This is a genomic window from Roseivirga sp. (assembly GCF_034669765.1).
Lineage (GTDB): Bacteria > Bacteroidota > Bacteroidia > Cytophagales > Cyclobacteriaceae > Roseivirga.
This window is the reverse complement of sequence record NZ_JAXMOQ010000008.1, coordinates 51,941-64,311: the sequence shown is the minus strand read 5'-3', so window position 1 is coordinate 64,311 and position 12,371 is coordinate 51,941. Positions and strand designations below refer to the sequence as shown.

The 12,371-nt window shown below is 40.7% G+C and carries 13 protein-coding genes; 10 read left to right on the top strand and 3 right to left on the bottom strand.

All coding sequences use genetic code 11. The features are described from left to right. Nucleotides 1-4 precede the first annotated feature (4 nt). Nucleotides 5-673 (bottom strand): hypothetical protein, encoded by a 669-nt coding sequence (locus tag VOI17_RS15490; RefSeq protein WP_323758138.1) that lies wholly within the window; start codon nt 671-673, stop codon nt 5-7. A gap of 93 nt (nt 674-766) precedes the next feature. Here VOI17_RS15490 and VOI17_RS15485 point away from each other — a divergent pair, with 93 nt between their 5' ends. The 3 genes from VOI17_RS15485 (at nt 767) to VOI17_RS15475 (ending at nt 3,610) form a co-directional block, all read left to right on the top strand. Beyond that, entirely contained in the window at nt 767-2,062 is a 1,296-nt protein-coding gene (locus VOI17_RS15485; protein WP_323758137.1) for an NRAMP family divalent metal transporter, read from the top strand. A gap of 18 nt (nt 2,063-2,080) precedes the next feature. Then, complete coding sequence (locus VOI17_RS15480; protein ID WP_323758136.1) at nt 2,081-2,587, top strand: hypothetical protein; 507 nt, start codon at nt 2,081-2,083, stop codon at nt 2,585-2,587. Between the two features lie 129 nt (nt 2,588-2,716). Beyond that, complete coding sequence (locus VOI17_RS15475) at nt 2,717-3,610, top strand: endonuclease/exonuclease/phosphatase family protein (protein ID WP_323758135.1); 894 nt, start codon at nt 2,717-2,719, stop codon at nt 3,608-3,610. 268 nt (nt 3,611-3,878) lie between these two features. On the opposite strand, the gene VOI17_RS15470 is transcribed toward VOI17_RS15475, so the two are convergent. Continuing rightward, on the bottom strand, nt 3,879-4,460 hold the full coding sequence (locus tag VOI17_RS15470) for a tRNA-(ms[2]io[6]A)-hydroxylase (protein WP_323758134.1): 582 nt from the start codon (nt 4,458-4,460) through the stop codon (nt 3,879-3,881). A 113-nt stretch (nt 4,461-4,573) separates the two neighbouring features. After that, nucleotides 4,574-5,431 carry a M28 family metallopeptidase gene (locus tag VOI17_RS15465; RefSeq protein ID WP_323758133.1) on the bottom strand — a complete coding sequence of 286 codons (858 nt, stop codon included), beginning with the start codon at nt 5,429-5,431 and terminating at the stop codon, nt 4,574-4,576. A 317-nt stretch (nt 5,432-5,748) separates the two neighbouring features. Between VOI17_RS15465 and VOI17_RS15460 the strand changes: the two genes are divergently transcribed. The 7 genes from VOI17_RS15460 (at nt 5,749) to trpB (ending at nt 12,314) form a co-directional block, all read left to right on the top strand. Further along, nucleotides 5,749-7,158: an anthranilate synthase component I family protein gene (locus VOI17_RS15460; RefSeq protein ID WP_323758132.1), complete on the top strand. Its 1,410-nt coding sequence runs from the start codon at nt 5,749-5,751 to the stop codon at nt 7,156-7,158. Nucleotides 7,159-7,184: 26 nt separating this feature from the next. After that, the gene (locus VOI17_RS15455; protein ID WP_323758131.1) at nt 7,185-7,490 is read left to right on the top strand and encodes a four helix bundle protein; all 306 of its coding nucleotides are present in this window, start codon (nt 7,185-7,187) and stop codon (nt 7,488-7,490) included. Nucleotides 7,491-7,628: 138 nt separating this feature from the next. Beyond that, on the top strand, nt 7,629-8,216 hold the full coding sequence (locus VOI17_RS15450) for an aminodeoxychorismate/anthranilate synthase component II (protein ID WP_323758130.1): 588 nt from the start codon (nt 7,629-7,631) through the stop codon (nt 8,214-8,216). An 80-nt stretch (nt 8,217-8,296) separates the two neighbouring features. Further along, on the top strand, nt 8,297-9,283 hold the full coding sequence (gene trpD, locus VOI17_RS15445) for an anthranilate phosphoribosyltransferase (RefSeq protein ID WP_323758129.1): 987 nt from the start codon (nt 8,297-8,299) through the stop codon (nt 9,281-9,283). Nucleotides 9,284-9,412: 129 nt separating this feature from the next. Then, nucleotides 9,413-10,213, top strand: a complete 801-nt coding sequence (trpC, locus tag VOI17_RS15440) for an indole-3-glycerol phosphate synthase TrpC (RefSeq protein WP_323758128.1) — start codon at nt 9,413-9,415, stop codon at nt 10,211-10,213. An 82-nt stretch (nt 10,214-10,295) separates the two neighbouring features. Next, nucleotides 10,296-10,910 (top strand): phosphoribosylanthranilate isomerase, encoded by a 615-nt coding sequence (locus tag VOI17_RS15435; RefSeq protein ID WP_323758127.1) that lies wholly within the window; start codon nt 10,296-10,298, stop codon nt 10,908-10,910. A gap of 222 nt (nt 10,911-11,132) precedes the next feature. Next, nucleotides 11,133-12,314: a tryptophan synthase subunit beta gene (trpB, locus tag VOI17_RS15430; RefSeq protein ID WP_323758126.1), complete on the top strand. Its 1,182-nt coding sequence runs from the start codon at nt 11,133-11,135 to the stop codon at nt 12,312-12,314. Nucleotides 12,315-12,371 lie beyond the last annotated feature (57 nt).

The window sequence follows — 12,371 nt, the reverse complement described above, 5'->3', positions numbered from 1 at the left end:
GTGTTTACTGATTTCCCTCGGTCTTAAACCTTGTATTGGCCTTTTCCATTGGCCATACCAAGGACTGAACAGGGTTGGCATTTTCTGATGCCCTTACTTTTAAGTTATAAAGTGTGCTGTTCAATCGTTTTCTAATTTTATTGATCACTATGCTGTTGAGGTTAATGACCATTTTTTGATCTTGATAAACCCCCAAATAACTAACTTTTACATTATTTGCGCCATGTTTCTGCACCTTCCATTGAGCAGAATAAAAATCAACTAAATCGTAATCTTCGTTTCTATTATAATTCCTTATTTGTGTAGATCCAGTATAAAAAGTTTCATCCTTGTAGTGAACATCCACTTTTATACGTCCAGTTCTTTTAACAAAGAGCCAAGGAACATTAACAAAGAAGTCGAAGGTGAACGTAGAGTCGTGATGGTCAATTAGCAGCATTTCTGATCTGCTTTCACCTTCTACCCAATCATAGCCATCCACATCTAAAATGAGATTCATTACCTCGTAAATACTTGAGTTTTCAATTGTGAAAGTACCTCGAAGTGATTCGTATCCGTCACCTAAAGTGTCTAATTGGGTAATTGAAATACCTTTATCTACCCAGGTTTTTTGGGAAAACAGATTGGCTGTGGAAAGAGAAATGATGAATAATACTGCTAAAAATCGTTGCATAGTCTTATTGAAGTTCTAATATAGTGGAATTTAAGGATTTCGGACATTTTTTAGCTAAACGGGTTTTTTGCATTTACTTTTTAACTTGCTGGAATGAAATCAAAACTGTGGAGCTTACTTTTTTGGATGGTGATTGCTGCGGCCTTTATTGGGCCTGGTACTGTAACCACTGCTGCGGCTGCTGGCGCTGGCTATGGTTATAGCTTACTTTGGGCACTGGTCTTCTCCATTTTCGCTTGCATCATATTACAAGAGTCTGCTGCCAGAATTACCATTGCGTCTGAACTGACTTTGGGCGAAGCCATTAAAGATAGATTTAAGTCGCAAGGTGTAGCACTGAGCATTGGAGTGGCCATATTTTTGGGCTGTGCGGCTTATGAAGCAGGGAATATCTTGGGTGCGATTTCTGGTGTTGCGCTAATTTTCACGGGTGTACAACCTTCTGTTTTTACCTTGATTATTGTAGGAGCAAGTACCCTTGTTTTGTGGAGTGGTAAAACCAAAACCGTAGCCAATATTATGGGCTTTGTAGTAGCCATTATGGGAGTCGCCTTTCTGATTTCTGGATTAAGCACTCCGATCAATGGAGCTGATTTATTGAAGGGCGCTTTAGTTCCTTCCTTTCCCGAAGGCTCCATTTTGATCACCTTAGGTTTGGTAGGAACCACGATTGTTCCTTACAATATTTTCATGGGATCGGGCTTGGCGAAAGGGCAAAGCTTGTCATTTATGCGTTTTGGTTTGGTGCTGGCCATCTTAATTGGCGGATTGATTTCTACGGCCATTATGTTAGCGGGCGCTTCGGTAGAGGGTGGTTTTAGTTTCGAAAACTTAGCGGCTACCTTAACTAAGAATAACGGTGTTTGGATGTCCTATACTTTTGCCATTGGCCTATTTGCAGCGGGTTTTACTTCCAGCATAACAGCACCACTGGCGGCTGCTATTACTTTAAAAAGTGTGGCCAAAAGCGAAAAAGGTTGGGAAGCCAATGGTTTAAAATATAGACTCGCCTGGGGCAGTGTAATGCTTACGGGCTTGGTTTTCGGCATGACTGGTGTGAAGCCCATTCCCGTAATAATTTTGGCCCAAGCCGCCAACGGTTTGATTCTCCCTGTGATCGCTATTTTTCTTTGGCTGATTTGTAATAATGTATCGTACCTCAATGTTCATAGGAATGGATTGGTCATGAATTGGGCCATGTTGATTACGGTTTTCGTTGCCAGTGTTCTTGGTTTTATCAATGTATTCAAAGCTGGTTACGCTACTGTGGGAAGTAGTTTTACTTTTGAAGGCTTAAATCAAATGGCTATTCTTGCCTTGTCCGTTTTGGTTACTTTTCTGGCGGGTTGGCGAGTGATGAAAGAGAGGTCGTTAATAGTTGTTGAATAAGAAAAAACACTTCGAAAAATGGTTTCTAGAATTTTTTTAGGTCTATGCCTAGTACTGGCTTTTGTGCTCTTGATCAGTGCCCAACTTCCCAAAGTTCATCAATTAAAACATGCGCCAAAACTTACACTGACCGAGCTTGATTTTGGAACAGAGGCCGTTACATTTTGCATGCACGAAGGAGTCAAAATTAGGTTCAAGCTCGCTTTGGACGATTTCGAAACCGAAGATGTAAAAGTGAAAATATCCAAAGGTGAAGTAGACTTGAAAACTTGGGAAGCAGCCACTTTTACTTATTTAATCAATCCTAAAGTGGAAGCTTTTGAGGTGGAGGTTTGGGTTAGAGTGAAGGATATTGATCAAATTCAAGTGCCCGTAATAAATGGAAAGGTTGCAAATTATGATGCCTCTGGAGCTTATGACACGACAAATGCCAAATGGAGGCCAATCAATGAAATTTATGAAGTCGAAGGAGATTACGTGAAATTGATTTCTAACTCGAAGCTATATGGTAGAATTTGTGAGTGAGTCTGTGGTTTTAAGTGAATTGAAAAAGAAGTATGAAGCAAAACGTAATGTTGGCTTAACACGATTTGACCAAAATTAACCTGACAATACATGAAATATCACTTAATTTTACACAAAAAAGAAAGCGATATGAAGTTGTGGAGATTAGTGGTAGTGATTTGTTTTTTGGCAACGGCTTGTGGAGGAGGAGGGGATACTCCAACGCCAGATCCAATTGTGGAATCTTCCATTTATGAGGCTTGTTTGCCAGAAGTTGGAGAAAGTACTTTAGAAGTAGTGACTTGGAATATCGAAAATTTCCCGATGCACGCCAATACTGCTGATGCAGTAAAAGAAATTATAGCAGACACCGATGTGGATGTGATTGCACTTCAAGAGATCACATCAAAATCAGAATTTAATGCACTTGTTGATGGTTTAGATGGCTGGTCTGGTCATGTTGAGGATTATGCAGGTTCTCAATGGGTGGGCTATATGTATAAGACTTCTGAAATCACTGTGTTGACACAACCTGAAAATTTGTTTGCTGTAAGCAGCAATGACGATTACAATTTTGCTTTTACTTCGGCAAGAAGGCCTTTGTACATGAAATTTCAGCACAACAATGGGTTGACAGTGAGCATTATCAATATACATATGAAGTGTTGCAGTGGCTCTGAAGACAGAAGAAGAAGTGGTGCTGTATTGCTGAAAGACTATATTGACACCAATTTACCGAATGAGAATGTGATTTTACTCGGAGATTTCAATGATGAAATTGTGGATCAAGCAGATAACGTTTATCAGAACTTTATCGATGATAATGCGAACTACAAGTTCACTACCATGCCCATAGCGCAAGGCGCTTCAAGTGGATGGTCCTACCCTTCGTGGCCAAGCCAAATTGATCAGATTCTAATTACGAATGAGCTGTTCACAAAGGCAACTGAAACCTTGGTTTTGACATTAGACAACTGCCAAACCACTTTTGGTTCTCAAGTTTCCGACCACAGGCCTGTAATGATTCGTTTGAATAATAATTAGTACCAATATTTTTAAAGAAATCGCCCTTCCAAGAATTCCTTGGAAGGGCGATTTTGTTTTATAGCCTTTGTAAGATGCTTTAACCTGGTTTATGCAATAGAGATTATTATGAGGGCGTAAGTCGCAAAGAATCAGTAAGTTTGGCTTTGAAAGCATAGCATCGCTATGGTGAAAAGACAAATGAAGCGTAGCGACTGATTTAAAGTGAGTTACGTCCGTAATAGATAGTCTATTGCATTATCCGGGTTTAAGCTACAACTTGATCAACTCAGCCATGAATAGATTCTGATTTACCGTAGCGTTGAATAATCTCGGCTTCAATTTCAATCAGTTCTTTCCATTGCTTATCTACATCTAAACCTTCACCATACTTTCTAGCGAAACCTAGAAATGTGGTGTAGTGCCCAGCCTCACTTACCATCAGCTGGTAATAGAATTTAGACAATTCTTCGTCCTTGATGTTTTCAGAAAGTACTTTAAAACGCTCACAGCTACGGGCTTCAATCATGGCAGAAAATAGTAGTCGATCAACTAAGTTTTGTTGCCTATTTCCTCCTTTGATTCGTGCTTTGAACAGTTCATTGACATAACTGTCTTTTCGCTCTCGTCCCAAAGTGTAGCCACGTTTTTTGATAATATCGTGCACCATTCTAAAGTGATCCAGCTCTTCTTGTGCCAATAGGAGTAGTTCAGTCACCAGATCGGTATGTTCTGGGTTGTTAGCTATAATGGTAATGGCATTTGTAGCTGCCTTTTGTTCGCACCAAGCATGGTCGGTTAGAATCTCTTCAATGTTAGTTTCTGCTAAATGTGCCCAACGTGGATCAGTAGCGAGTTTTAAACCCAGCATATCAATTTGATTTTTTAAGAAGCGCAAAAATAGGCTTAAGCCTCATGGATTAATAATTATGCAGCGGTTTTATCTGAGTGCTCTTTCGTAAATGATTGAGCAAAAACTGGTTATTACTTCAACAACTCCTCAAATACCTTCTGAACATAGACTGTAATTGTCCCTAAGTATTCAAAATTGATGGTTTCAAAAGTATCAGTGGGCTTGTGGTAATGTGGAGTAGTGTCTTTGTTTACGTATTCTTCGGTCAATCCAATGGCATTAAAGCCCACATTTCTGAAAGAACGGTGATCGGTAGAAGTGACAGTGGACATGTGGATAGGAAACTCATAACCATAGTCTTTGGCCACTTTTAAGTAATGACCTTTTAGTGCTTCTGTAGGCATTTCTAACTCAAAACCACGATCACCATCATTGTCCCAACCCATTTGGTCAATGGTGTGTACCGAAACAATATTGAAGTTCTCATCCTTTAGTTTCTTCGCATAGGCCTTACTGCCTATTAGGCCGCGCTCTTCTTCATCGAAGAAAACAATCTTGACATTGTACTTGCGCAAATTTAAACCTGCAATATGCTTGGCTACGGAATAAACTAAAGCAGTTCCAGAAGCATTGTCGTTCGCCCCAGGACAATCTTTTACAGAATCATAATGCGCACCTAAAACTACCCATTCATCGGTTTTTGTTGTGGCCATAATGGTTCCTACCACGTTGTTTCCTGTGGCGCTATAATTTTCAATTTCAACCTGATCGATGAATTTTGAAAGTTCCGTTTTTAGAAATTCAGCTACCATTTCACGTGATTCTTGTGATTGACGGTCTTTTAGTTTTATATCGCCCTTGATGGGAGTATGTCCCGTAAGCTTAGAAGTTAAGTCTACTTGTTCAGGAAGTTTTTGCTCCTGAAAGGCCATTGAATTGAAAGAAAAAAGAAGGATTAAAGCGATTAGGAAATTCAATTTACGGAACATGACTTCGAGTTTTGTTGAGTCGACAATTTAGAATATTCCGCATTGATAAAAATAAAAATGTCGGTTGAAAGGCATTTCATTTCAACTTATGGACAGAAGGAACAGCCTCAGATGTAAATTTCCAATTTTCTGTTTGCTTTAGAAAAATCCTTTCCTAGATTTGGGGCATAATGAGAAACACAAATTTACATAGCGCATGGTGGTGGCATTTAACTGAACTCAGTTGATGTGAACTCACGCTATATGTAATCTAACGATATTCAAAAGCCTGCTTCACGCAGGCTTTTTTTTGTTTTAGGCCATTCAAGAACCGAAAAATGAACAAGATTAAATTAAATACTATCTCGCAAAAACTACTGGCAGATACAGTCACTCCGGTAAGTATCTACTTAAAGTTGCGCGACAAATACGAGAACCCAATTTTATTGGAAAGCTCTGATTATCATGGGAATGACAATAGCTTTTCTTACATCTGCTGCGAACCTCTTGCCAGTTTTAGGTTGAAGGATGGTCAATTGACAAAGCAGTTGCCCGGCCAAGCGGAAACGCAATATCAAGTAGAAAATAGTAAGGTAGGCGATGAACTGAGTGCTTTTTCCCAAAGCTTCGAATCGGATGATAACCCTTACAAATTCATCAATAATGGCCTTTTCGGTTACATTGGCTACGATGCTGTCAAGTATTTCGAGAACATTCCGGTAAACGAAAAGAAGGAGGATCAATATGGAATTCCCGATGTGCTTTACCATGTGTACCGCTATGTCATCGCCATCGACCATTTCAAAAACGAACTTTATGTTTTTGAGCATTCACCAGAAGGAAGCGAGCCCAAAGGATTAGAACCAATTATTAATTTGGTGAACAATAAGAATTACCCGTCTTACGAATTCAAAACGGTAGCCGAAGAGAGTTCCAATTATACAGATGATGAGTTTTTGAACATTATTCAAAAGGGAATTGACCATTGCCACCGAGGAGATGTATTTCAGATTGTGCTTTCAAGAAGATTCCAGAAAGGCTTTAAGGGAGATGAGTTCAACGTATATCGCGCCCTAAGATCGGTAAATCCTTCGCCTTATCTTTTCTACTTTGACTATGGTAGCTTCAAAATATTCGGTTCTTCTCCCGAAGCCCAATTGGTCATTAAAGATGGTGAGGCCACTATTCATCCGATTGCCGGTACTTTTAAACGTACTGGAAATGATGAAGCAGATGCGGAATTGGCCAAAGCACTGCACAACGATCCAAAAGAAAATTCGGAACACGTTATGTTGGTGGATTTGGCTCGTAATGACCTAAGCCGCGCTGGGTCGAATGTGAAAGTGGATACCTACAAAGAAATTCAATACTACTCACATGTCATTCATTTGGTATCGAAGGTAACTGGAACACTTAACCCAGATGTGCTTTCAACCGACATGGTAACGGGCACATTTCCAGCCGGAACACTTTCTGGAGCTCCGAAAGTACGTGCCATGCAGTTAATCAACGAATATGAAAAAACTAGACGAGGCTATTACGGTGGCGCTATCGGTTTCATGGGTTTCGATGGCAATTTCAACCATGCCATTATGATCCGTTCTTTCCTGAGTAAAAACAGCAACCTACATTTTCAAGCAGGAGCAGGCGTAGTCGCTAAATCAGATAAAGCGTCTGAATTACAAGAAGTAAACAATAAACTAGGAGCGTTGAGAAAAGCCATTGAAATGGCGGAGGAAATTAGATAGTAGTTATTGGTTAAAAGTTAAGAGAAATGAGTATTCACAGTTTTACGGATTTGGAGGTTTGGAAGAAGGCTAGGGTGCTGAGAAAGAGTATTTCTACTTTAACTCAAAAATTCCCTTCTGATGAGAAGTTCAAATTAACTGATCAGATAAAACGATCGAGTAGGTCGATTACAGCTAATATTGCTGAGGGTTATGGCAGGTTTCACTACCAAGAAAATATTCAGTTCTGTAGAGTAGCAAGAGGTTCTTTAACCGAGACTTTAGACCATTTAATTGTTGCCTTCGATGAAGGGTATATCGATGAACAAACTTTAAAGAATTATGAATCTTAATTGACCGAGGTTAAGAAAATATTGAATGGGTATATCAAGTATCTCGCAAAGGCGAAACAATTGCCATTAGATACCGATGAAACTCCCCCTAATAACTGATTTCTAATTACTCATAACTAAAAGTGAGCAAAGCGAACGATGAAGATATTAATACTAGATAACTACGATTCATTCACCTACAACTTGGTGCATTACCTGCGTGAGTTGGCCAAGGGTGCAGAAATGACCGTGGTACGAAACGATCAAATAACACTAGACGAAGTGGAGGCTTATGATAAGATTTTACTTTCTCCTGGGCCGGGAATTCCAGAAGAAGCGGGAATTATGCCCGAACTCATCAGGCGTTATGGCGCAACCAAAAGCATTTTGGGGGTTTGTTTGGGCCATCAAGCCATTGCCGAAGCCTATGGAGCCTCACTCTATAATATGACTGAAGTATTGCATGGCGTGTCGAGCAAAATTAAAGTGGTGAAGCCCGAGGATCGACTCTTCAATGGGATTCCAAGCGAATATGAAATTTGCCATTACCATAGCTGGAATGTGAGTAAGGAGGATTTAGGCGATGAACTTGAAGTCACCGCCTATGACGAACTCGGTGAGATCATGGCGATCAGTCATAAAGAATATGATGTAAAGGGCGTACAGTTCCACCCAGAATCCATCATGACGGAGTATGGGCATAAATTGCTTGAGAATTGGCTGAAAGCAGGGCCCAGTAAAGAGTAAATAGTTATTGGTTATGAGTTCTGACTCGATAGCAAGCACTCATAACTAATTTCTCAATAACTAATAACTAGTTAAAGAAGATGAAAGACATATTAAACCAACTTATAGAATACAAATCGCTGGATAAAACCACAGCAAAAGAGATTTTGATGAACCTCACGCTGGGGAAATACAATCAAAGTCAGGTGGCGGCATTTCTAACCGTTTACCTAATGCGTAGTATTACAGTCGAAGAACTAGAAGGTTTTCGCGATGCCATGCTGGAACTTTGCGTGCCGGTAGATATTCCGGAATATGATGCCATTGACCTTTGTGGTACGGGCGGAGACGGAAAGAACACCTTTAATATTTCCACACTAAGCTCTTTTATTGTGGCAGGTGCAGGGCAAAACGTAGCCAAGCACGGAAATAATGGTGTGTCCTCTGTTTCTGGCTCTTCGAATTTGATGGCGCATTTCGGTTACGAATTCACCAACGACATTGGTAAGCTGAAAAAGAGTTTGGATGAAAGTGGAATTGCCTTTTTGCATGCACCACTTTTTCACCCAGCCATGAAAAACGTAGCGCCCATTCGAAGAGACTTGGGCGTAAAAACCTTCTTTAATATGTTGGGGCCAATGGTGAATCCTTCATTTCCCAAAAAACAATTGGTAGGAGTGTTTAGTCTAGAGTTGGCCAGATTATACGGCTACCTTTACCAAAAAACAGATAAGCAGTTTGTGATTTTGCATGCGCTTGATGGCTATGACGAAATTTCATTGACAGGAGGATTTAAGAAGATCACGCATTTGCAGGAAGAAATTGTTCAACCCGAAGATTTAGGGTTAAGCCGAATTCAACCCGAAGCCATTTTTGGTGGCGAAACGGTGGAAGAATCAGCCAAAATTTTCGAGAAGATCTTAAAAGGAGAAGGCACAAAAGCCCAAAACGAAGTAGTGATTGCCAATTCGGCCATGGCTTTACAATGCGGTAAAGGCTATAACACCGATGATGCAGTGGGTTACGCACGGGAATCACTCGAATCGGGGAAGGCATTGAAGGCGTTTAAAAAGATACTTGACTTGTAGTTATTAGTGTATGAGAAATGAGTTATGAGGAAAAGGGAATCCTTCTTTTTGATTTCGAGTTCAGCAGAAAAGATTGAACTACCTCTGTGACTTAATAACTAATAACTAATAACCAATAACTAACACAGAATGGATATACTACAAAAAATCATTGCACACAAAGAGAAGGAAGTAGCCGAACGAAAAGGGCTTTTCCCTCCTAAGTTATTAGAGCAGAGCATTTACTTCGAGAGCAAAACAGTTTCGTTGAAAAAGTATTTGCTGCGCGAAGATAAATCGGGAATTATAGCCGAATTCAAGCGTAAATCACCTTCAAAAGGAGTGATCAACGCGCACGCCATGGTAGAACGTACTACAATCGGGTATATGCAGGCAGGCGCTTCGGCACTTTCTGTACTGACCGATTCTGAGTTTTTCGGAGGAAAGAACGAAGACCTTTCTACAGCCAGAAAATTCAACTTCTGCCCTGTACTAAGAAAGGACTTTATCATTGATGAATACCAGATCATTGAAGCCAAATCGATTGGAGCTGATGCTATTTTGCTGATTGCAGCTGCTTTGACTCCTGAAAGGTTAAAGGAATTGGCGGCATTTGCCAAAACGCTTCATTTAGAAGTGCTGATGGAAATTCATAATGAAGAAGAGTTGCATCCTTATCTCTCTCCAGATTTGGACGCAGTAGGAGTAAACAACCGCAATCTCAAGACTTTTGAAACCAGTATTGAAACTTCAAGAATGTTGGTGGACAAAATCCCGAATGAATTCGTGAAGATTTCAGAAAGCGGTATTAGCGACCCTGCTACAATTGTTGAGTTGAAAAAGGCAGGCTTTCAAGGCTTTTTAATTGGAGAAACCTTTATGAAAACGGGCAGGCCAGAAAGAGCCGCTGCTGAGTTTATTGAGGCGGTTCAGAAGCAGTTGATCGGTTGATCAGAAAACAGGAAATCGGGGAACCCATATTCTCATTGAAAGTTCTATCTAACTACTAACTACTAACTACTAACTACTAACTATGAAATTGAAAGTCTGCGGCATGCGAGAAAGCACCAATATCAGTGAGCTGTTAAAGCTACAGCCTGACTATATGGGCTTTATTTTCTACGGAAAGTCGAAGCGTGATGTAGCGGATGGTTTGGATGTTGAATTGTTAAATGCCTTTCCTTTCAGTACAAAAAAGGTAGGGGTGTTTGTAAATGCGTCACTTGATTTTGTGAAAGGAAAAGTAGCTCAGTTTGGGCTGGATTTAGTCCAGCTACACGGTGATGAAACGCCAGAATATTGTGCTGTGCTTAAAGCGAACGGAGTTAAGGTAATGAAAGTGTTTTCTGTGGGAGATAGCTTTGATTTCGGTGAATTGGAAGCGTATAAGCCTCATGTTGATTTCTTTCTCTTCGATACCAAAGGGAAAGAAAGAGGAGGGAATGGAGAGCTGTTTAACTGGGAAATACTGAATGAATATGATGGTACAATTCCGTACTTTTTAAGTGGAGGAATTGACATAGAAAATATTGAATCGTTAAGCGATTTGAAAGTTCAACCTTATGCGATTGATATCAACTCAAAGTTTGAGGTTGAGCCTGGACTGAAGGATGTGGAGAAGTTGAAGGAGCTAAAGAATTTGATTTAGAATCGTCATTGCGAGAAACAAACCTTACGATAGTGAAGGTTTGTGACGAAGCAATCTCAGTGTATCTAAAAAAGAGATTGCTTCGTCAACTTTCTTTGCTGTCGCAAGAAAGTCCTCTCGCAATGACAATCGGTGACCGTCACTGCGAGTTCTTTTCCGACCAGAGGGAGATAAAGAACGTGGCAGTCTCAAGGTTAAAATAAAGTTTAGAAAACAAGAAAGATGAAAATACAAGTAGACGAAAGAGGGTATTACGGTAATTTTGGAGGAGCATTTATTCCAGAGATGCTTTATCCAAACATAGAAGAGCTACGAGAGAACTACGAGCAAATTGTTCAGGCGCCTGATTTTCAAAAGCAGTTCAATCACTTGCTTCGCGATTTTGTTGGTCGTCCAACGCCACTGTACTTAGCAGAGCGTTTGTCTGAAAAATATGGAGCGGAGATCTACCTCAAAAGAGAAGACCTTTGCCATACAGGAGCGCATAAAGTGAACAACACAGTAGGACAAATTCTATTGGCGCAAAAGCTGGGCAAACAGAAAATCATTGCAGAAACTGGCGCAGGCCAGCACGGGGTGGCGACCGCTACGGTTTGCGCTTTAATGGGCATTGAATGCATCGTGTACATGGGCGAAGTAGATATGGCGCGTCAAAAGCCAAATGTGGAGCGCATGCGCATTTTGGGTGCTGAAGTTCGGCCAGCTAAAAGTGGGAGCAAAACCCTAAAAGATGCCACCAACGAAGCCATGCGTCATTGGATCAACAATCCAACCGACACGCACTACATCATCGGTTCGGTAGTAGGGCCTCACCCGTACCCTGAAATGGTCGCTCGTTTTCAGTCGGTCATTAGCAAAGAAATTAAAGCCCAACTGTTAGAAAAGAAGGGTAAGGAAAATCCAGATTACGTGATTGCCTGCGTAGGCGGAGGAAGTAATGCTGCTGGTGCTTTCTATCATTACTATAATGATGAAGACGTGAAACTGGTAGCTGTTGAAGCTGCTGGTTTAGGAAATCACACTGGACACTCGGCAGCGACCACAGTTTTAGGGAAACCAGGTGTTCTTCACGGTAGTAAAACACTTTTAATGCAGACGGAAGACGGTCAAGTCATAGAGCCCTATTCAATTTCTGCGGGGCTGGACTATCCAGGTATTGGCCCAGTGCATGCCCATTTGTTTGAAACGGGTAGAGCGAAATTCTACAGCGTAACGGATGAAGAAGCCATGAAGGCGGGAGTACTATTGAGTCGAACAGAAGGCATTATTCCTGCCGTGGAAAGTGCACATGCTTTTGCAGCGCTTAATCAAATGACATTCAATTCTTCTGATGTGGTGGTCATCAACCTTTCTGGCCGTGGCGATAAGGATTTGGAGACCTATATTAAATGGGGGAAATATTAGGAGTATGGAGTACATAGTATTGGGTATTGAGCGGCTAGCTCAAGACTCACTACGCAA